Origin of the sequence: Gardnerella sp. DNF00571G (genome assembly GCF_049262695.1) — a bacterium.
Lineage (GTDB): Bacteria > Actinomycetota > Actinomycetes > Actinomycetales > Bifidobacteriaceae > Bifidobacterium > Bifidobacterium piotii.
On the sequence record NZ_CP058396.1, the window covers coordinates 1,092,563 to 1,116,222 of the forward strand.

Here is a 23,660-nt window from a genome sequence, read left to right on the forward strand (position 1 = left end):
TTATGCCCTACTTTTAGATTACCAAATACGTTGATTCTAAAAAGACGCCTCACTCAAAATCTCGTCACGAGTTTTGCTCAGCGCGTGAATCTCGCGATTTTCCGCACGCGCCTCGCTAACGTAGTAAAGAGTGGCATCAATGCAGCTTAAATCAACGTTTGTTGCGCGCGCAAGCAGTAGCCTATACCAGTCAAGCTGCTCAAGTTTTAGGCGAATATCTTCCGCGCTTTTTGGTCGCTTACCCGTCTTCCAGTCAACGATTGTATAGAGTTTTGATTCGTCGTTAGCGTCTAATCCTCCTGCAAAAACAGCATCCAAAGTGCCATTGATGATTCTATTTGCAAATTCCGTATTATCGATTTGCATTAAAATCGGCATTTCTGCAGCAAGCGGCACTCGTTTTGCCCAACGCGATTCTATAAGCCGTTGCTTCCATTCGTCTAGTTGAGCGTCTTGAGATTTGGACAAATCATTAGCGAAGTCCGCATTCTTGCGACTTTGATTAAACTCGTAAAGCAAATCTTTGCGATCTTGAGGAATAAATTGCTCATCTAACAAAGTTCCGCTTTTTACAACTGACTGCCACTTAGCACACTCGGATGCGCTAGAAGGTACTGCAGAGTCTACAAATTGTTGCGCCCAAGCGTGGAACTTGGTGCCAAGATTTGCATCCATTGACGAAACGGAAGGAATTGGTCGAATGCAAGCCAATAGATTGTTGTAAACTCGATCGTTTGCGCGCGCGCTAGCGCTATCTTTTGCGTTTGTGGAATTTGCACCGTTTACATCAGGCGCAACTTTGCTTATTTTTTGCAAAGACGTTACGTTAAGCCTAGATCCGTTGGAAATCTTTTCCACCTTTTTTGCCAAGTCTTCTAGTGAATAATCGCCAGCATTTTGCGCAGTTAAATCGGCATCTTGAACAAACGCTTTTGCGCGGTAATAAAGCGATTTTTGAGAAGACATTAAGGAAGATTCGCCATCAAAATCGCCATCAAAATCTTCACTCTTAACAAGCTTTGCAGATTCTTGAAGTGCATTTTCTACATCTTCACTCAAAGCACAAGGCCATTCAAGCACGCTTTCTTTAGCACGAGAATCGCTTTGAACTTTAATTTTTCCAAAATCTTTAGCAAACTCATGAGCAAAATCGCCTGCAATAAAGCCAAAAACGTCTTCACTGGAAACGTCTTCACTAGAGTCATCAGAATTACTAGAATCGCCAGAATCCACAGAATCGCCAGCATTTTCCGCCTCGCATTTTTTAACTTCAATCACACCATTAAGCGACTTTATAGCTTCCATCGACTCCTTAAGAAACACCGAAGCGGCGCGCTTACGCCCATTTTCTTCCGAATCTCCCGAATTTGCTGAACCAGTTAAAAGCGCTGCAAACTTTGCGCGCGTAAGAGCAACATACATAAGATGGCGCTCGTCCATGTGAAGCTGGATTCCGCGCTCCTCACTTTGCGTAAATGGCATAAAATCAACGCTTTGCTGGGATTTATACGCATTATACACACTGCGAGTTTCTTCGCTCAAAAAATCGCCAGCAACCGCAGAGCCAGCATCCACCTCTTGAACAGCAGCCGCGAAATCACACAAAGCTTTGATTCTATTTGGCTTAATCTCGTCAAAAATCTTTTGTACACTATCTAAACTTTGCATGGATTTTTGGGGATGCATTGCCTCGGCACGCGTTACTGTATGCGGAAAATGCGGCAAAATATTGGCATCCACGCGCAACGCAGAAGGCACGCTTGCGGCAAACTCAATCGGTATGCGAGCGCTGGCTTGCCCATTATCATCAACTTTTAGCGAATCGCCTTGATTACTTGGAAAAGCGCCCTCGTTTAGCCCAACTACAGCAACTGCTGGCCATTGCAAACCCTTTGATTGGTGAACTGTCATTAAAACAACTTGCGCGCTATTTTGCTCTGTTCTAGAAGCTTGCAGATCAAGCGTTTTTGCTGAGTCAATCCAATTGATTAGTCCGCGCAAACTAACATCTTGCCACTCGCCCATCTCTTGCACATACGTTTCTACAATCGCGTTTAGCGAATCTAGCACATTGTGCATGTCGTTAAGCATTGTTTGATTGCTAAAATCCTTGTATTTTAAGGCCGCTCCAACAGCGCTATCAATGTCTACGTTAAGCGCTTCAACAGCTGATTGCATAACGCTTGTTAGCGAATTTCTTTGCACGCGATCAACTTTATTTAGGATTTTACTAAGTCGGCTTACGGCAGCGAATGCATGCGCGCTCAGCTTTTCTCGCATTTGGCTAACCCAATAATCGCCAGCAACCGCAGACTTACCAAAATCCCCAAAATCGCGCATAATCAAATCAGCCAAATACACTCCGCCATAAATATTTATGACTTGCGCCGATATTTCCCCACTATTTGCCTTATTTCTAAGATTTCGAACAGCACAATCCCACTGACTTCTAGGCAATCCCTCCTCAACAAGACCAGCCGCTGCGTACACGTTGTAAAGATATTCCGTATTCGCACTATTTGCGATTGATGCCAACACACCCAAATCCGCGGTAGATAGCGCAAAACGAGGAGTGGCAAGAAGACGCATAAGCGAATTGGAGTCGCTGTGGTCTTGAATCACTCTTAACAGACTTAAAACGTCTTTAACAGCAGGCTTTTCAATAATCGAAGAGTAGCCAACTATGCTCGTGCGAATACCAGCATCCTCCAGCTTTTGAGCATATTGTGGCATTTTTGCTTTACTTCTAAAAAGAATCGCAAGTTGCGGTTCGAGCGGATTTTCGCCATATTTTTCAACGATTTTTTTAGCAAATCGCACAACTGCATCAATTTCTTCGCTTTGATTTGGCATAAATAACGCGCAAACAGTTCCGTTTGGCGCATCATCTTTTGGCTTTAAAGTTTCCACTTGCACTTCGCGATCGTCAATGCTGCTAAATCTACGACTTGCGTTTTGCGTTGAATTATCGCCATTTTCCGCACGCATCGGCTCGGTTAGCGCGTTTGCAACTTTTAGTATAAACAGCGAATTTCTGCGCGTAACAGTTAGCGAATACTTGTTTTGCGCGCTTATGTTAAAGTCTTGTTCAAACTTACAAAAAGCTCCAGTTGAAGCACCTCTAAACGAGTAGATTGCTTGGAATGGGTCGCCTACTGCCATAACATGCGTGCGACCCCCCTCTACAGCATCAAAACCGCCATAAAACAGCGTATTTATAAGCATTGCTTGCGTTGTAGAAGTATCTTGATACTCGTCTAAAAGAACTTGCGAATATTGATTCCTGTATTGCGCGCAAATCGAAGGAAAATGCGTAACCAAATAATAAGCTGCAATCGTAAAATCGCTAAATTGCGCCATATTTACGCGCTTTTTTTCGGCGTCAAATTGCAAAACAAGATCTAGCAAAATGTCTCGTTTTAGGCAAGCGTTGTATAGATTTATGCAAAATTGCAAGCACGAATCATCCCAATATTTTTCGTAATTTTTGCACGCATTCTTAAATTTTTCTGTAGACGCTTTCGCTACGTCTTGTTCACTCATTCCAGCCGTTTTTTTGACTTTTTTGTATTTTGGAATAGCTGGAGCTTTTGACGCAAGTGGTGATTCTACTTTTCTATCTGCAATAACATTTTTTAAATGTTTTGCAAACTCATTATTCCACTCGCGTATTTTTTGAACAGCTTGAGGCACGCTTGAGCACGTTTCGCCTATACTATCTACTCCAATCATCGAGCACGATATTTCGGCACAAAGATTAATAACATCAGCACACAAAGTGTCAAAATTATATAGCTTACTTAAATTTTTAGCGTTATTTTGTGGATTATCTAAATATTTTCCGATTATACTTTTTATGATTTCCATCGCGCCAGCGTCGCTTAATGGCATTGTGTTTTGATTAAAGCCAACCAAAAGCCCGTATCTTCTTACGATTGATTGAAAGAACGCGTCATACGTCATAACTTCTGGCTTTAAGAATGACTTTGCTCCGCTTGCGCTAACCTCCGAAGAAACGCGACTTAGCAATTCCGCAGCAGCTTTATTTGTAAACGTTAAACCCAATATGGACTCTGGTGGAACTTTGCTTTTAATTAAATGTATTACGCGGCGAGTCATAGTGTACGTTTTGCCGCTTCCAGCTCCAGCAACAATTAGCACGTCTTGATTAATCGGCGCTTCTATAACGTTTTTTTGCTCTAAACTCGGAGCACTATTAGGCGTGGATTTTACGGCGCTAACGTTGTTATTGCTCATTTTTACCTTCAATCACTTCGTAAACAGTGTCCACTTTTTCTGCACACGCAGGGCAAACGTCTAAACATCTACAATAATTTTTATGATCCGCTTTTGGCTCTACAGCAAAACTTGTTGACTTAACAGCAGCAGCGGCAAAAAATACGCGAGATATCATCATAAGCGACCATTTTGCGCGCATTGGCAATTTCACAAAATCTGCCCACGCACTTTGACTTACGCCTTGCGCAGGATTTTGCTCATCAATGCTTGGAAGATCGTAAAGTCGATTATTGTTAGAATATCTGTAACGACTTATGATTTCACTAGCGCTTAGCGAGCCATCTTCGTCAAACAGCGAAGGCTGACAAATATTCTCCGCAACGCCATTATCTTGCGCAGGAGAATCCTTGTACACAACGTGGAACAGCGCACTTCGCGCGATTTTTGTGTGCTTAAGCTTTAGCAATTGCTCATAATCTTTGTTGTTTTCGGAGCAAAAAACAATTCCTAGTTGATAGCAAATAAGTTGCAAATCGTTAAAAACTTGCTGTGTTTTAGGAACTTTTCCTGTTTTATAGTCGATTAGGCGAATTTGTTGCGTGTTGTCGTTTAACTTTCTAAGTTCCATGCGGTCGATTCGCCCCTGGATTCTAACGCGCAAATCGCATGAGCCGCCATTAGGCCATCCGCCTACCAAAAATCCCATTATTGAATAAAGATCTTCCAAGCTTGTTTGCGATTTAGCAGCAAGATTGTACGCGTTTAGAATATCGTCAAAGCCAAAAGTGGCGTTTATTTGGCACTCGCAATAAGCTTCCTCAAGACTACCCAAAGGAACATCTGCAATAGTCGGCTTAGCTGTTTTTGACTTTTCTGGCGCAGGCAGAATCTTTGTTACAACACCATCTTCGTCTTTTTGCACAAGAATCGGGTAATTTTGCCCGTTTAGCGAGCCTACAAAATATTGAGAAATCGTGTAAAGCGCGCGGCGAACATTCAAATCGTTTTTTATAAAACGGTAGCGGTCTTTTACGTTAGAAATACTAGAATCACTTGGGCAAATCGAATAATAATGCTCAATCATCTTATTTGCAACGTCTTCAATCGCCTTTTTTTGCAAAGCACTAAACGAATCAAACGAAAAATCAAAGTCCGCAGATTCCTGCGCACGAGTGCCAACAAACCCACTAACAAACGCTTGAAGCTGTGGGTAGTTTTTGCGCAAATAATCGTTGTCTAAATGCTCATCTTGACTTGCCCACCTTGCAGTTTCGTGAATAAGCGTACCAAATTGTGCTGCCGTGCTTCCTACGGCAGGCCCCGCAAATTTACTTTCCAAAAGGCAACAAACTGGGCAAGACCAAAGTTTATCTACCATTGAAGGAGATAGAGTTACAAGATTTTTACTAGTGGAGACTTTTTCTTGTGACTTTTCTTGTGATTTTTCTTGTGATTTTAGTGGCGATTCTTCTTGCGATTCTGCGGTTGCTGGCGATTCTGACTTCGCAGAATCAATCGCAGAATCGTAATTTTTACGCATAAAATCCCAATTATTTGGATTTGCTGCATCAACTCCGTTGTTTTTAAGCAGATTTAACGCATCTAACGCATCTTGAATCGTAGAATTTTTTGCCATTTTATGGCCATTATTAGAGCCACACTCCTCTTTAGCAAGCGTGATTCTAGACGCACAAACAAGACCTCTTGCATCGGCATCAACCGCCGCAAAATCGCCACAAAAATCTGTGTAATCGCAGCTTCCGTCTTGATTTCTCCAATAAATCTCTGGCAAATAGTAGTACAAAAAGTCCGAAGGAACGCAATCATCACTATTAACCGCGCTTATGCAAAGATGTTTGCGAGCGCGCGTAATTGCCATTAGCAAACTTCGCTGTTCGCCAGTAAAAATCGCTTGTTTATCGCTTACGCAAATGCCATTAGGATTTTTAGAATACGCATCAAAGAAGTACGTTATATCGTTAATATCGCTACTATCGGATTTATCGCCACTTTCTCCACTCAAAATCCTGCTATTTAGCACAATATCAACAAGCGTTTCCGAAGCAAACATAGTACTTCTAGCGGCCGTATTCGGCCAAACTCGCTGCTGAACCGCAGGAATCCACACGTAATCCCAAAGTCTTCCAACCGAACCAGAAGGCGTTGTAAGAGTCACAGCGTCTGGAAGAGGCGCCACACTTGCAAGCGAATCCGCTTCAATTTCCATTTGGCGAACTTGATCAATAAACTCCGCGATTGTTGGGCCAGCCGAACCTCCATTAGGCATCTGCTGGCCTTGCGCAACCGTATACGAGAATGAATTCGCATACTCAAAAAGCCGCATTGCAGCGTCTAGCCTATCGTTTGCCGCGCGGCCTTCATCATTGTTGCTAAGCGCTTGAATTTGCCACTTTTTAGCGCAATTGCAAAGATTCCAAGCCTTGCCTAAAACGTAGCTAACTTGATTTTCTCCGCTGTTTTTAACTTTTTCAAGGTTATTTTTTAGATTTTTAGAAAGTCTTAGAACAATATTAAACACGCGCATCAACGCACGCATATGAACACTGTTTGGGCGCATTTTTTGCAAAACAGAAAAGATTTCTGTAGACTTTGCGCCTTGAGCCTCTTCGTTTTCTGAATCACCTAAATCACCTGAATCCGCAGAGCAGCCGTCAATAAGCGACTTAAGAATCAAAAGATAACACGACTCAATGCTAAATTGCGTGCTATTTGCGTTTGGTTTCGCGCTAAAAACGCGATTATCAACCGTAACGCTTGCACTTTCAATTGCAGATGACTCGTTTGCGCTTAAAAGGCGATTGCTAAGCACTTTCCATTGCTCTATAAGACCGTGTAATGGCGAATTTTCTTCGCTTGCATTTACACCGTTCGCCTTTACATCACTTGCGTTTTCGCCTGAAATCACTTCACTAAGCGAACAAATTGAGCGCATAAGCGAGTCAACAGCAGCCAAACTTGCGCAATTGTAGTCGCCAAAATCCACAAGTGGGCTTTCCAAAACCGTCTTTATTCTAGAACGAACAAAATGCGCAATCGAATAAAGCGTGTAATTGCCCGAATGCACGCTTTTTGCTAAATCGTCAACGCTTTTTTGGCTAAATTGCGCTAACTCAATAATCGCAAAAAGCGCTTTAATAAACGGCTCGTCTCTAAGCGCGCGCGTAACACTCGAATAGCGCACAGGAACTCCGTCTTTTCTAAGACGCTCTCCAAACGCGCGAACTGTTGCATTATCGTGCGCAATTATTGCCATGTTTTTCCAAGGAATCTTATTGTCTAAATGAGAGCGTTTTATTTGCCAAATAACACAATCCATCTCTTGGCTAGGAGTTCTGTACAAATCGCCAGAAACCGAAGAATTTTCTGTTTTTTGCGAATTTGATTCGATTTTTTCTATAGGAAAAGCACCTTGAATATTGGCCATTTTCCAAGCCCTGCGGGCCATTGGCGTTTGCGTTGGCATAAGCGAAGCAATCGAAAGAGAAACGCGCGCAGAAAAAAGATTTAGCGCAATTGAGCGATTGGAATGGTTTAGAAAATCGTGTATATTTTGCGATTCTTTGCGCTTTATATCTTGCGACGCCTGTGTTGCAAAATCTTCGCCAAATCCTTCGACTTTATAATCGCAAATTTTAGAAACAGCAGCTTGCATAACGCCATTTTGCGCTGATTCAACAACGTAATCTGGGTACGATCCGCGGAAGGATTGAACGGATTCGTCGGGATTTGCCGTTAAAACAATTCTCACTCCCAAGCGCGCTAGCGACTCAAGAAAAGCCAAGCCAGCAAGCGTTACGTCGTGAAAATCGTCAACAACTAACATGCGCGGAAGGAAGAGTTTAAGAGCGTAAAATTCAAGGGAAGAATCGCAAGATTCGCAAGATTCATTAGCACTATTGCAATGTAAATTATTAAAAATATCGTTCAAAATTTGAACGCCACTTGCCAAAAGCCTAGAAGAATCAAGCCTAAAAGCGTTCGGATACTTTTTGCGCACGCAATCCGCATACTCGCTTCTAAGAGCAAAAGCCAAATTCCATTGAGTTCTAATGCGGCTAACAATAATAGACGATACAAAATCCGAGTTAACGCTAAGCTGCGAGTCCAAACTGTTCAGCATATTTTTTTCCGCAGAATCGCTTACAATGCCCATCTCGTCTAAGCGCGCGAGCATATCTCGAAGTTGATGAATAAAAGCGCTATTTACAGAGATGTTAGAGATGTAATTGGAATCGAGCGAATCGCTAAAATCATGCGAATCATACGAATCCTCGCTATTTTGCGCGTTTTGTAATTTAGAAATTGTGTAAATCCAAGAATCTTTAGAAGAATCGCTAGAAGAATCTTTAGACGAAGAATCTTTGGAATAGTCGCTAGCAAAATACTCACTAAAAAGAGCGCAAACTTTGCAATTGCCACTATCGCCTTGCAAAACGTGATTAACGTGTACGCGCACAACTTCACGAAGAAGAGCATCTTGCTCAGCGCCATTAAGCAACTTAGGTGCAGGCATGCCAAAAAGCTTGTTTCGCGCGGAAATCAAACTAAACGCAAGCGCGGAAAGTGTGCCAACTGGGCGCGATTGATGCGAAACACCCAAGTTTTGAATCACGTAATCCGACATTCGTGCAGCTGTAGAGCGATTTTGAGCAGCAGCAACAGCTATATCACCACGAATAGCGTTTTTTAGCAAAAGCTGCGCAGCGCGATTATTGAGCGAGCAAGGCGAATCAGATGCCGCGCTCCAATCAAAACGCAAACCCAAAAGCAACGCGCTAAGCGCAAAACTTGACTTGCCAGCGTTTGGTGCTCCAAAAACAAGCAAAACATTGGTGTTGCGTTCATGCGCGTTTTTAAGAGTGCCATTTAGCAACGATTGAACAGCAGCCAGCGCAGATTCTTCCGTACACATAAACACAATTCTACCAACTGGCTTGCGTTTGTATGTAACTTTGTAGTGCGTTTGTACCAAAAAATGCCCAAATTAGATACAATCGCACTACAGTTTCATTTGTTTGTGTAGTGCGTTTGTATCACGACACGCCATAAATTAGGTACAAACGCACTACAAAAAATGAACAAAACATTGAACAAAAGTTAACATAGACGACAAAACGCGGAAAAGCAGGTCGTGCCGTTAGCGCGGTCTAAGCGCGCTAACGTCTTCGCCGCACGTAAAGTCCACTGGACTTTACGTTTGAGCGGCTCAGCGAATCGAGGTGATTTCTCGCGCATTATGCAGCTCGAAATCGTCGATTCGCGCTACGCTTTAAGCGCTCCGGCAGGTCGTCGCGCGCGCTATTGTTGATTAGAAAGTCGCTTAGCGCGAGCGTTTTTAATCGCAAGAAATGCTATTCCAATGCCAATAAAAATCAGCGTAAAAATGGCAAGCAAATAAACAACGCCCACTCCAAGCGCAGTGGAATTAAATGTGTTTGGCGCAAATCCAAACCACCCTGCAGGCGCTTTGTAGTTCAAAAAGTTGTACGGCGCTGCCATAGCATGCTCTCCCCATCGCACGCCAGCAAACTCGCTTAGAGCAACAGCGTACGCAACGTAAGTGAGCGGCGGAATCGTAGCAAAATAAACGTGCGCACGGCTGGACTTGTACTTGTAATCAAAAAGAACAAAGTCAAAAATTGCGAGCAACGGCGTTATAAAATGCACACATAAGCTTGAGCACCCATTGTTCATGTACGCGCCAACAAATCCGAGCTTGTTTGTAGGAGCCAAAAAGCACAGATACAGCGTAAACGTGACGGCAATCGAAATCGTCATCATAAACTTAAAAACGTACCATACGTTTGGCTTTGAATCTACCCAGCCGCCAGCGCGCTCAGCATGCACACCCTGCACACCCTGCTCATCGCTTTTAGACTTAAGCGCACTTCGCGTGTCTAAAATCAGCGAGCCGAGCAGCGCCGCACAAATCATCAAGTTAGAAAGATTCGTAAAATACGTTAGCGCCATTGAATCCCAAGACATTGCCATTCCGTAAATGGACGAAACTATTGCAATAACTCGAATTATGGTTCTTGTAACGTAATCTTTGCGCGTTAGGACTAGTGTTTCGCTCATTCTTATCTCGCTTTCAAATAAGTTGTAATTCTTATTTATGTTCTTCGATTATTTTGTTTTTATATAAACATGTTTCGTTTTACATAAATAAGATTTACTATACTTGACTCCAATCTAGAAATAGCAAAACGTGCAAAATTCAATGGCGATTTTTGTACATATTGTCAAACAATCTGCCGCAGCGCAACGGTTCTGCCGAAACATTGCAATGCTTGCTGTACGTTAGCTCGCCACTAAATCCGTTTCCGCTTAGCACAGACGTTAACCATCCGCGCCTTCCGAATGCACCCGATGCTATAAACATTGCAAGTAGCACACCAAACATAAACGTGTATATAACAGCGGCTTGCCCACCAGTAAATGGCAGTGGAACTGGCTTAACGTTTATACCGCCGAGGCGTATGTAGCCCAGTATTGCAGATTTATCACCATAGCCTTCGCTCTTATTGCCAGAGTTATCTTCAGTTTGAGCATACACAGCATATATTGCAGTTTTGTGGTTTTGCAAAAGCAAATTCTTAAGTGCTTTGACATCAACACTTCCGTCGTCTTTAGTAATAGCCGACTCAGGATTCTGCGGATTACCGTCATTTAGTCTACGCACGTACACCTTAAGATTTTTCTTAACAGTTGCGCGCGTATCGTAGTCGTCGTAAGCATCTATAAGCTTCTCTTTGCCACCCTCTTGCAAAACACTAGAGTCGGAATGCTTGTTCGCCTCGCTTTCAGAAACAGTATTGAACGTAAAGTCAATGTTATTAACATCAATGCCGTAAGGGCTCTTAACAGTAGTTCCCTTAAGCGAACCAACCGCTTTCACCGTTGGTGCAACGTTATCAACAGGTATTACGTATACGCGCATTGCTGCTTCGTCGGTGCTGTCACCTTCCGCGTTGTACTTGTTTTTATCTCGTCCGCGCGTGTTGAGCAGCGTCTTATTCACCCAGCTATCACCTAGAGTCATCAGCTGAGTGCTTTGCGGATTAGCAAACACCTTATCGTTCTTTGTAATATGGAAGTCGTTTCTGCCTGTTGCAATAGCTCCAGAGCTACCCCATGCAGCTATGCCATTGAAGCTAATTTCATCTCTATTACCATTGTCTTCGTAAGTTTTGCCTTCGCCACCAGAAATATGGTCACCACCGCCACCACTGAGGCCTGTACTGTCACCTCTCCAATTAGCAGAAGTCATGTCGATAATGTTTACGTATGACGTTAAGTGTGAAGTGTTATGCTCGCTATCACCGCTAGGAGCGCCGTTACCACCAGCACTATTAGCAGCACTATTAGCAGCACTATTAGCGGCACCACCAGTACCACCACTTCCGCTAGTATTGCCATTACTTTCCGGCGTATACACAAAGAAGTTGTTCTCAATCATCTTGTAACCGTTTTGGCCAACAGTAACGCCGTTTTCTCTATACTCGCCATCAACCTTGCTGCTACCTTTTACTTCGCGCAGTGACGGCTGGCAGTCGTACAAGTTGTAACCTTTACCGCACTCTTTCTTAAGTCTTTCGGTATTAGGTTTCAGCACAATTCCCGACTGCAGGTCGTTAAGTGTAAACGGCGCTTTAGTGCCGAGGTTGAATAGATAGAACAGCGATTTTCCGTCTGGAGACAGCTTAAATCCTGGGTCGTCTTTTCGATTATTAACGTACGGATGCTTCTTATCCCACGTAACCAAATAGTCGGCTGCGCTATCTTTATCGCCATTCGTATTGTCAACGTTTTCAGGCGCACGAAGTCGAGCAAATCGCGTAATCTGCTTGATTCTAGGCAGTGGCACAAGTATGCGGCTTCGCCAACCGCGCGTCAATACGGCTACGTCTTGTATATTCCCGGCTCGGCCTCCGTAGTTATCTTCAGGGAAGTTGTTCGGCTTAGCTACGTGTGGATTATGGCTAGTATCGTAGTCGTTTTCCTTGAACGTCACCATTGCTTGACCTGGGCTTAGCATTATTTCGTCGTTTGACGTAGCTTCGCTATCGCTTTTAATCCAGTTTCCACTTCCGTTTTCTTTGTGTAATTCGGTTTTGATTGCGTGCTTTTCGTCGCCGCTTAGCAGCATTGGGTGCACTTGCACAATACGCCTGTGCATGGCTACGCCGAAGTACACACAGTCGGAAGGATGATGGCCGGCAGACCATGCATCTACAGAAACATTATCTGGCCTGCACACTTCGCTTGGCTTTTCTTTTGCTAATTCCATTGGAAGGACGTTATCATCATCCTCTTGTTTAGCAAGCTCCACTGTGTTACCTGCGTCACGATCCTTACCTATTGAACGCACATTGCCTGATTTTTCACCAGTTCTAGCGTCTTGGTTGTCGTCAGAGTCTTCAACGTCTCTTAAACCTGGCATTTGGGACCATGGTCCTGCATACCAACCTGTACGGCTGCGCGCTCGGACTACGCTGCCCGGTTCCAAGTAATTAGGCGTGAAGCGAACATCACCATTAGACGCATCAATGTATATACCTGGGCCTTTTGTATTATACTTGTCTTCACCATGCCATCCTCTTATTTCTTTTGCAGGATCGTACCCATCGCAAGGCAACCAGTATTTACGGCCAATAGCCGGACCTTTATGCCTCCAGCACATTACAATTTTTTTACCAATGTCGTAGGAGTGCTCATTACTTCCACCGGTACTTCCGTTTGCGCCTCCGTTTGCACTGCTGGCCGCAACGGTGTATTCCTTCCTAGGATGGAAGTAAATAACCATTCGTTTTGCAGCATACTCACGACCATACATTTGCTGTGACGGCTGTACCAATACTCCATTATTTAACTCTGAAGTATTAGCTCCTTCATTTTGATAAAGCCAATTTTTCTCAGTAGTTGGCTTGTCATGCGTATTTCCATCGTACGCAACTACGCTAGGCCCCGGCGCTTCTTTCCACGTTACTCTGAAGCATCCTACAGAAGTTTCATCGCTATTTTTACCGGCGCTATCTGTAGTTGAAGCAACCATCTTGAATATAGTGTCCCCAGGCTTATTGCCTCTGTTAGATTCAATAAACCTTTGAAGCGATTTAATATACTCTTTTCCACGTTTAACAAACTCGAGACTCTTAGCTCCGTCGCAATTGTAACTATTACCGCCCGTGCTCTTGCAAACGAGAATTTTCACGCGCAAATTATCTTCAAGAACTTTACTTGATTTACCTTCTTTTGGTTTCGGTTCATCATTCTCATATTTTGATTCAGGCTGTATAGTCTTGTCGTACGCATTGAAGTCATCATCCAGCTTCAAATTATCAATTAAGTGTATAGTAGCGTTATCTACACTACCGTAGCTATCTCTCTTATAAGCCGGGTTATACCATACTCTGTCCAAATCGAGCGGATCTTCGCCACTTCTCAATCCGCACTGGCCATGGTTGTTTTGATTCATCAGGCAATCACCATGAATATTCCACGGCTTACCATTTTTGTCATACTTCTTCGCACTAATCGTCGGCTTTTTGCCGTCCACAGGCATGAACCACACGTTAATTACGTTCGTGGTAACGTCCTGTATTACATCATTTTTATCAAAATCATTATTTCTCAGTAGCAGATCGTTCATTATTAGGCCGTTACGCACGAACAGTTGCGCGTGCATAAATGGTCGCTTGTTGAAGTATCTTTCTGCAGCTTCCTGATCACCTTCTCCGGGCACATATGGCACATTATCGTAATCATTCACCGAATTAACGCCTTTATTCTCGGTTATAATGTCGCCAATGTTTTCGTTATCTGCTTGACCGTTAAAATACTTTCCTCCAGGCATAAGGAAGTCTTTACGGATTGTGTACTCGCTACGCTCATCTTTTGTTCCGGCGTCTATGAGCTTATCCGTAATAGGAACTTCAGTCTCATCAATCATGTTCACATCAACGTTGTCTGCAAAAGAGCCAGGATTTCCACCATGCTCATCCGGGGTATACTTAACTAAATCAAGCACGTTTTCCCACTGGCATTTTCCAACATTATCGTCGCTATACCCGCCTGGAGTACACGTACCATCATTAGGAGCATAACCAAAACTCAATCCGCGTATTGGCAACTTACCGTCCCAGCCTCCGTTACCTTCTGGACCATACAGAATATCATGCTTATTCTTCGAACCGTCAAGAACTTTGCTAAGCGAAGGTTGCGGCTTATTTGGATCTTGAGCTTTTGGTACGCCTTTAATTAAATTAAGCACAGCATCCGTGTTAAGCCTTTTACCAGTGTTGATATTCCACTTGTACACTAAATACTGCGTACCGTATTGTTGGTTTCCTCGCATTTCGAGGCCCGGGTCACTTTCCCTTCCACCAACCTTTGTACCTTTAAGTTCCCACGTATAATCTTTGCGCATGTCTACGAAGCGCGTCACCTTATTCATAACAGGGTTCAGCTCAGTTTTATCGCTTGTTTCTAGCTTTTCAAGAACAAGCGTTTTCTTCGCATACTCCATATTAGAAATGTTATCCATTTTAGGATCTGGACCGCGTTCCCTAACTCCGTCTAGACACAGCTTCCACTGCAGGTCGCTACTATGCTTACCCTCCGCCTTGCAAGAATACTTAGGCTTATTATCTCCTTGAGCGTAAGTGAATTTATTACTAGACTTATCGTACTTGTTGTAAGTATCGTACTTATCTTCGCCTTTAATGCCGATTTCTTCCTCGCGGTAGACAAAAAGCCTGTAATTCTTAGGGTCGTGACGCATCCAAGTAAGCAATGCTCCCTTTTCTGCGTCGTTTAACTCGTACGGGCTTACTTGCACTAAGCCATTTGGCCACGTAATTTTCAACGGAAGCGGGTCGGATTCTTCCGAAACTCCGGTGAGTTGCCAAAGGCTGGTTTTGACCTCGTCCATAGCTTTTGCCGAGTCTCCCGTTATGCCAGCATCCACATAAATTCTGGAGCCAATTTCTGCAAAGTATTCCGGAATCGTAATATCGCCGGTTTGAGGGTCGAACGTAATTTCGCAGCTTCCGTCCGGAGCTTTTGCCGGATCGCAACCAGGAATATTGCCTTTTAGATCCGTAATCACTCGCTTAGCGTACTTTTCTTTGAGCTGTTTATCACTTGGATTTCTCGTAGCACGATCGTCATCAATGCTGCGATCCTGTTTTTCAGCGTCTTTATTTCCTTCTTCAGGTGCATTAGAATCGCTTGCTTCGTTCTGCTTTTCGTTCTGCTTCTGCTCAGCATTCTTTTCGGTATTCTTTTCATCCTTTTGCTCAGTCTTACGCTCGTCCTTATGCTCTGACTTTTGCTCAGCATTCTGCGGATTTTCAGGTTTATTACCGGCACTATCAGCGTTCTTGCCGTCACCTTCCTTAAGCACTGCAAGCTTTACACTACCGCGCCTTCCAGGAACATTGCGCTTCTTAGAATTCTTCTTAGCTGTCTTATTCTTAGCATTCTTCTTAGAACTCTTCTTAGTCGCTTTAGAAATCTTCAAAGAAGCAGGCTTGTTGCTAGCTTGCGGCTTATTAGCTTGCTCATCCTGCTTACCCTGCTTATTTTCTGAATTCTGCGACTTCTGCTGCTGACCTTGTTCCTGCTTACCTTGCTGATTTTGGGTAGAGTTCTCCCCTGGTTTGGCATTATCAGTTTTTTCGTTGCCAGTTTTCGCTTTGTTATCAGCTTTAGATTTATCAGCTTTAGATTTATCTTTATCCTTGCCCTCAGCCGTCTTGTCGCCAGCCAATTTTCCATCATCTGCCTTGCCGTCGGCCGCTTTATCTCCAGCTGCATCTCTGTCCTCTAAAGCAGCCCTATCCGCATCAACCGACCTAGCGCGTCGAGACCCTATAAGCTTCGGCTTATTACTTCTACCATCAGTATTCACCTGATGCCACGGCTTCCCTAGGCCGTCTCTCTGAATAATAATGCCGTAGCAGCTACCATCTGAAGGACACTTTTCATCAAAACTCTTATGAGTTTTACTTAGTACAGGATCAACCACAGGCTTGTTTTTACCGCGCGGCCAAATTCTCACCATAATCGAGCGCACGCGCTTATCCCCATCCCACGGCTTTACGCGCCCAACGTAATACTTGTAGTCTTTACTCGTGTCCCTACGTCCGTTTTTATCTACGCCATTGCCAACTTCCTTCGTGCGCTTATCCCACCAAACGTTTGGCAAACCATAATCTTTAGAAACAATAATCAGCCTAATCTTCTTAAATACTGAGTTTCCTGCAGCATCCCAACCGTGGAATATAAGATCGTGAATACCGCCGTTGTCAGACTGATCCAATACTCCAACAGTAGGCGAGCCTTGAGCTCTACGATCATTTTCAAACTTTTTCTTTAGAACCCAGCCTTCTTGATCTTTATCAGTGTTAGGCATACTACTACCATGATTAAAATCGTCGTAGTCTATAGTCTTAAAGTGTCCGCCGCCTTTATGATCAGGGTCGTCGTCTTCGTCAACCTTAGGGTCATTAATCATCTTGAAGTCATTACGGAACTTATCTCCAACATACTTCTTAACCGTATCCTGCTTCATAACGCCAAGCAGTATTTTCGTATCGTCATGACCTTTAACCCAGAACTTAATTTTGCTTCCAACAGCAATTCTCATACCATCTTCTGGCACTTCTTCAGCATCGCCATTATTTACGCTCACTTTTACATCAAGCTTTGGATCCTCATAGTCAACATAAGCAAACACAACAGGTATAACAGTAGTTGAGTTATCCCAGAACGTAATCTTCGCGTACTTTACAAACACAACATTTGGCAAAACTGTAGGTTCCCGGCCATCTTGCAACTGCGCACTATACTTGTTGCGCATCCAAGTGCCGTACTGCCTATTGATTTTCTTTATAACATCCTGCTTGTCTGCGTCTGTTAATTCATCCCCCTGCTTTGCATTTTTTGGAGCGTTACTTATGTACCAAATATTGCGTTTCGTAGCATCCTGAGGAGTAGGCCAGCACGCAGACGTTGCAGCGTCACGGTTTTCAACGTCCGCAGACCGCTCAGTATTAGCCGAACGCATGCTTGCGGCAACAGCGGACCTATCACCGTTAGATGCGGACCTATCCCTATTCATTTCATCCTTATGCTCATCCAAAATCTTAGAGTGAGCGCAAGGATTTAGCACACTTACAACAGGCACTTTTGCAGCAATTTTTACATCCGCATCTTCCAACGTGTTTTTACGAGGCTGCTCACCCCATTGGTCGGTCCATTCAACGTTGTACACAGCGTTTTTACGAAGATTATCGTTAGCGTCGTTGTCTTTAGAATCTTTGTAAGTTTCGTCAATAGGATACGCCGTAGTTTTGCCAGAATCTTGCCGTACGGAACCATACTTTATGTTAGTGCCGTACATATTCGTATTTACAGGAAGGAACAAGTTAGGATCAAAAGCCATTACCTGCTTGTATAAATGCGCCCTATTTTTCACAAATTGCACGAAAGTCTTAGGATTCGGAAGCGGCTTATCGTAATTGTAATACTTTGGAGCAGTTGGACTTGTTTTATCGTCAATCCACTCCTCAGTTTGCAAAGGCTTAAACACGTCCGTTTGCGTAATAATCCTATACCACAAATCCTGCGTTTCACTAATGCGATAATAATCGTTACTGTACTTTAGTTGCAGCTTATGCCTTCCAGGCGTTGAATCAACAGTATTGTGATCCCCCACACCAGGAGTACGGAACCACTGATTGCCTCGAGCGTAACCGTTATTATGAGAATAATAATCTGGGAGCAGACGAATATTATCATTCACTTGAATAGCAGGAGAATCATATAAAGGCTTATTTACTAAATTCAGAAGAACACTTGAGAACGTAATACCGTAATTAGAAAGGTAGTTACCATTATTGCTGTTATACGGCCCCAAACCAGTTCCCTTAAGGAAGTGCCACCTTGGCGCCTGAACATCCATAATTCGCGGCGCACCATACCACTGCTGGTACATAGTGGTATACATATACTTACCACGATTACGGCCAAAACTTATTAACGAATACTTAGAATTATTCCCAAACGGATCAGTCCGACCGTAAAAAGCAGTATTATTCCTTCTGCCGTAGTAAGATCCTGCAGCGTAGAAGAACGAATCGTTCTCGTGCCCAGGCTGAGTACTGGTAGTGAAATGAATCTTATAAGTGTAAGGAACTTCATAATCGCCAGATTCCTTATGAACTTCATTCACAAAACTAAAGACGCGCTGAGTATCAGTTTCTATAGACTTGTAAAGATTTTTTACGATAGCCATGTACGCAGGAGAGTATCCTCGCCCGTAACTACCTTCTGTCTTAGGTGCAATCTTGTGGACGCCATCATCCGGAGCCGCATAACTCGAAGAACTAATGCAAACTAAACCAGATCCATCTCGGCAAGAACCAATAACTTTATCGCTATTTAAGTCATCACTACTTATGGATTGAGGAAGAAGTCTAGAATAGTTTCCGTTTTGACTGTCGTCACTGCCGCTCATCTTATCCCAAGCTGCGGTAAGATCATCACCCGGAGCAAAATCGCTACTCTTCACTTCCTTGCTGCACAAACCGTTAGGATTATCCCACGAGAATGAGCAAGTTTCGCGAGGAGGGTTAGCAATATGCTTTACCTCCTTTTTGTACATTGCAGTTTCTTCCCTACCCGTGTACAGGACTCGCTGAATGTACTGCCTTCCACCTTCGCTACCCTTGTCCAAAGTCTGACCTTTTGGAACCGTAAAGTAGTTAAGAGCATCAGCTGCACCCTGCGTGCGGCCACCCATGTTGAAAATTATATCCCATACGAAGCCGCCGCCGGAAAGCTTAGGCGTGCGCTTTACAAACACAAAGTCTGCAACATCATCCAAAGGTAACTTATACACATCCATGCCGTTACCTTGCGGGCTAATAGTCATATCACGCAAACGCTTCATAATATACGTGCCTCTAGGGTACGGCGTGAAGTACGTTTTACCAAAGTGGTTAGTTCCGGAAGGATCTTCAGGCACAGGGCCATTCTCATAATGTCCACGAGGATAATCAACAGCACCGTTTACTGTTCCAGAATTGTGCGTGTAACCTTTAGCGTTTACATCCAAATCGTGGCCGTTTGTAGCACGAGCGCCAGCACCATCGCCTTCGACAGTAAAGCATTCGCCACGAGCATAATCCTTACCGCAGCCAGGATGATAAACTTCGTAAGAATCACGTTCACCACTGCGCTCTTGCGCTTCGCGGTTTTGGGCTTGGGCTTCTTTGGCAGCGCGCTCAAGAGGGGAATTGTTTTTATAGGCTGAGACGGATTGCGAGCCGTACTGCGAACCGTACTGCGAACCGTACTGCGAAAGCAGACCCAAACCTAAATTAGAGCCGAACTTTTTAAACGGATTTTCTGAAGTAACGGATGTACTGAAATTAGGGAAACTTTGGAATGCAGAAACCTGAGCATCGTCAGCAGAAGACGTATTAGCAGACAAGTTATTGGATCTATTGGAGTTATTAGAAACGCTAGAAGCATTAGCATTATCTGCAGCAACCGCAGTTTCGGCAGTCAAGCAAACAGGCAACCACATAGCAACCGAAATCACGCAAATAAGCGTAGCCTTAGTCGCCTGCTGAGCTAAACGCCCTATCCAGACGATAACGCTTAGCAAAATCGTCCAAATACTTCTCATTGTTCCACCTAAACTCTCGTGTTCTAATTTCCACATGCCAATCAATGTATTAACTTATTAACTTATTAACTTATTAACTTATTAACTTATTAACGTATCAACTTTTAATTTTTCAGTTTTCTAAGCTTTGAAGCCTTCGGACGCTTGCCCTGCGCAAAACCATCAATAATCGACTCAAAGGATTGCTGACTAAGTCTTTGCGACTCTTTTGAGTCAATATGCTCATTATCACCGTTCTGCTTATCATTATTCTTCTTTTTCTTCTTAACAATCGGCAGACCAGCCCAGTAAATGTAGCCGCAAACCACGATTAAGCTTGCAATGCTCCCAACTGCCCACCACGGAAATCGCGGAACATCTGGCTTTTTACCAAGCAAAGACTTGTCTGCAGCAGGCGTCGGCACCACTCGCTCCCCCGTAACAAGAATCCTCTGCGTGTTAATTCCAAGCGGAGTGCAAGTAATCAAAGTCACAAGATCTTTGCCAGGCACTGCAGCAATCTTCTTTGTTTCGTCTGGGTTTACAACAATTTTTTCTGTCACCTTGTAAGTTAGAATCTCGCCAAAAACCTCAAAAGTAAAAGTGTCACCTTTGTTGATTTCGTCTAACCTAGTGAACATCTCTGCGCTAGCAAGACCACGATGCCCCGTAACAACAGATCTTGTTCCAGGGCCACCAACTGGAAGAGACGTTCCGCGCAAATGCCCAAGTCCTTTAAGAAGCGTATCGTCCTGCGTACCGTGGTACACAGGCAAATCCAGGTCTATCTTCTTTATTCTCAAGCGAGCCATAAGACCATCGTCATTCGCCTTCAACTGATCCCAATAGTTTTGACTAACGTCCGACGTTTCACCATGAGATGTTGGAATATTCGTATTCGCTTCATATATTGCGCCTACGGATAGCTGGCGATTATACTCGCGTGCACGTTGCAGCTGCTCATGCGGAGCCGGAACAGCATGCGTGATTAGCTTAGCGTATTCCGCTGCTACTTCCGACATGTGGTATTGACTTAACCACATTGCTGCATGCGGGTATAAGAGCGAGGCAAACGATGCGGTTAGCAAAATTGCTGGAATTATAGAAGCTCTTGAAAACTTCCATTTGAGCTTATCGCGCCGCTTGTGCCTAACTGCAATAATTCTGTTGACGAATAAAAACCTGAGCATTATTGCTTTGCGATTTGACTTGCAATTTTATTTGCGATTGACTTGCGATTGACTTGCGATTGACTTGCGATTTTGTAAGCCGATGCGAGTATTCGCGAATCCGTGCAATTCACTCACTTGAATACGCAAACACTCGCATACAACTTAAACCACAAAACAATCACAAAACCAAGATAAGTCTTATGCTTCTTCTTGTTCCTTGCGACGACGAGTGATGATGTAGAACAACGTGCCGCCCAAGCCAACAATGCCGAATGCAGTGAGCAACACCAAGCCGCGAGCACCAGTCATTGGCAGTGCGTCGAGGATTTTGTCAAGCTCGGTTGCCTGATCGTTGCCAATCTTTTGAGAATTGCTAGCAACTACACCGTCTTGCCCTACATTATCCTTAGTTTCAACATTCACTGCATAGCAATGAGGAGTTTCATCCTTCTTGAAGCCAGCAGGAGCTTTAGTCTCGACTAAGCAGTACTTCCTACTTTGAGTCTTATTGTCATTAGCAATGAACAAATCAACAGATGCTGTTCCGTCTTCGCCAGTTACCATTGTTAACTGAGTGTTGCTATCCTTCATAACTTTATCCAATTTATCAGTAGTTACACCAGTTAACTCAGCGCTCTGATCCTTCATGGAATAGACGGCAAACTCAGCACCCTTTAATGTTTGATTGGTTAATTGCTCATCTTTTTTCTTCTTAGCATTGATTGCAACCTTGGTGATTTTCAAGGTAGCAAAGTGAGAAGATCCGTGAGGATTATCATCGCATGGATTTTGCTCAGTTGGAACACATGGGTTGTTTTCGTCGCCATCACCAATCTTGCTGTCATCAATCCAGCCAGTAATAAAGTTAGTGAAGTTCTTTGTTCCCTTAGTAACACCAGTGTTTAAAGTGACTTTCAACGTGTACGTGTAATTGTCAATGTCATCAATCTTTTTAAGACCGGCTGCAGTAAGGTTAAAGGTAACTTTGCCATTATCGTTCTTAGCTTCATAATTTCCTTCTTGAGTACCATTTTTAGGACTCAACGGTATATCTACAGAAGTAGGCTGTTTACCTTCATCAGCCTTCTTTTGAACTTTAACAAGCATTACGTTAGTTACGCTTGAATACTTCAATCCTGCTGGAAGAGAATCAACGAAACCAATCTTCTTATACGTTTTACCTTCAGAAGGAGCTGACAGAGGAATAGAAATCTTCCATGGAATAACAGTGTTACCATTATCGTCAATGTAATACTTGGTTGGATCCCCTGCAGTCTTAGCAGGAGTTTCTTTGTTTACATCGTTCTTTGGGAACACATGAACGTTGTACAGCCATTCCCATGAATCATCAGTCTTGTGAGACAAAGGCGTAGTCACAAAGAATGGATCAGTCTTAACAGTAACAGTTATAGGCTTCCAATCATGTTTGCCTTCTTCAGTAGCATAATCCATCTGAGCCTTCGCTGTGCTAGTTTCTTCAACGTAGTAAAGACTCTCTGAAAGATCCGTGAAACTGGCTACACCGTTTTCATTGGTTTCCTTAGCATCGCCAAGTTTAACCTTTGTGAACTTAGCAGTTTTACCTTGAGGAGCTGTGAAGAAGCTTGCCGCGTTACCCTTAGTAAGGTCTTTAAGATCCTCAATACTCTTCCAACCCTCTGGCTTAGATAAATCAATATCTTTGCCATCTTTTTGAACCTTGTAAAGCGTAAATTCAACGCCTTTAAGTGGCTTATTAACTCCTTCGTTTTTAATAGCAGCTGACATATCAGTTCCGTTAGGCTTAAAAGCAGTAGCAGTTAAGGAAGGGCTATTGTACTTGTGAATAGTAATAGAAGTGCAGTTAGTCTTGTTACCTGCAGCACCGCAAGTTGAACTAATGTCAGCAGTGTTTGCACCTGCATCAACCACAGTGCCTGCACCGTCATTTCCAGCGTATGCAACGGAGCCTGCAACGCAGCAAGTTCCGAGTGTGCAAACCGCAGCCAAAACAGCAACGGTGCGCTTTAGTGAATTTGTTTTTAAACGCATGTTTCCCCTCTTCTATGGAATCAGCATTATTAGAATTTGTGTTTCAAATAATCGCCCACGTGATTAGACTCCCCAGCGTGATTTACATAAATAATGCGAATCACAGATTCATCTCACCAGGTTTTCAGGCACGCAAGAGCACGCGTCTAGTAATTATTTATAAGTAAAAGAATATCATTTAATAAAATAAAAAATATACTAACAAAAGCTTACTAAAATAAGCTTTTAGTACCCCCCCCCCGGTATTATTGAAATACTGGGATTTTGTGACTTATAAAGAATAAAAAATTGCTCAAATTTTTTTAAAATTCTTTCCAAATTTTTTGGCAAACGGCAGCCATCGGCGTGTCGCATAAACCGAGTCGTTATCGCTCGCGCGTTACAGCGCGCTTAGACCGCGCGAACGACAGTACCTGCCTTTTCGCTTAAAGCGTAGCACGCGATTTTCCGCATTTTGTTGCTCGACACGCCGATTAGAGCAACATTTTCTGCAAAAAATGCAGAAAACAAAAAGCCAT

6 protein-coding genes are annotated in these 23,660 nt (G+C 43.5%); all 6 read right to left on the reverse strand.

Going from position 1 to position 23,660, the window contains the following annotated elements:
- Positions 1-36: 36 nt before the first annotated feature.
- The 6 genes from HXT30_RS04505 to HXT30_RS04530 all read right to left on the reverse strand — a co-directional run bounded on the left by HXT30_RS04505 (position 37) and on the right by HXT30_RS04530 (position 23,142).
- On the reverse strand, positions 37-4,257 hold the full coding sequence (locus HXT30_RS04505; protein WP_422111393.1) for an ATP-dependent DNA helicase: 4,221 nt from the start codon (positions 4,255-4,257) through the stop codon (positions 37-39).
- On the reverse strand, positions 4,247-9,172 hold the full coding sequence (locus tag HXT30_RS04510) for a PD-(D/E)XK nuclease family protein (protein ID WP_422111394.1): 4,926 nt from the start codon (positions 9,170-9,172) through the stop codon (positions 4,247-4,249). The genes HXT30_RS04505 and HXT30_RS04510 overlap by 11 nt, the downstream gene beginning before the upstream one ends.
- 386 nt (positions 9,173-9,558) lie before the next feature.
- Positions 9,559-10,338, reverse strand: coding sequence for a hypothetical protein (locus HXT30_RS04515; RefSeq protein ID WP_422111395.1), 780 nt, complete (start codon positions 10,336-10,338; stop codon positions 9,559-9,561).
- 139 nt (positions 10,339-10,477) lie between these two features.
- The gene (locus HXT30_RS04520; RefSeq protein ID WP_422111396.1) at positions 10,478-19,960 is read right to left on the reverse strand and encodes a hypothetical protein; all 9,483 of its coding nucleotides are present in this window, start codon (positions 19,958-19,960) and stop codon (positions 10,478-10,480) included.
- Positions 19,961-20,064: 104 nt separating this feature from the next.
- Positions 20,065-21,129: a class C sortase gene (locus HXT30_RS04525; RefSeq protein ID WP_422111397.1), complete on the reverse strand. Its 1,065-nt coding sequence runs from the start codon at positions 21,127-21,129 to the stop codon at positions 20,065-20,067.
- A gap of 180 nt (positions 21,130-21,309) precedes the next feature.
- Positions 21,310-23,142 (reverse strand): SpaH/EbpB family LPXTG-anchored major pilin, encoded by a 1,833-nt coding sequence (locus HXT30_RS04530; protein ID WP_422111398.1) that lies wholly within the window; start codon positions 23,140-23,142, stop codon positions 21,310-21,312.
- Positions 23,143-23,660: the final 518 nt, after the last annotated feature.

Bases quoted from the DNA above. Each gene is read 5' to 3' on its own strand.
- HXT30_RS04505 (WP_422111393.1), bottom strand. From the start codon at position 4,257: ATGAGCAATAACAACGTTAGCGCCGTAAAATCCACGCCTAATAGTGCT.
- HXT30_RS04510 (WP_422111394.1), bottom strand. From the start codon at position 9,172: ATGTGTACGGAAGAATCTGCGCTGGCTGCTGTTCAATCGTTGCTAAAT.
- HXT30_RS04515 (WP_422111395.1), bottom strand. From the start codon at position 10,338: ATGAGCGAAACACTAGTCCTAACGCGCAAAGATTACGTTACAAGAACC.
- HXT30_RS04520 (WP_422111396.1), bottom strand. From the start codon at position 19,960: ATGAGAAGTATTTGGACGATTTTGCTAAGCGTTATCGTCTGGATAGGG.
- HXT30_RS04525 (WP_422111397.1), bottom strand. From the start codon at position 21,129: ATGCTCAGGTTTTTATTCGTCAACAGAATTATTGCAGTTAGGCACAAG.
- HXT30_RS04530 (WP_422111398.1), bottom strand. From the start codon at position 23,142: ATGCGTTTAAAAACAAATTCACTAAAGCGCACCGTTGCTGTTTTGGCT.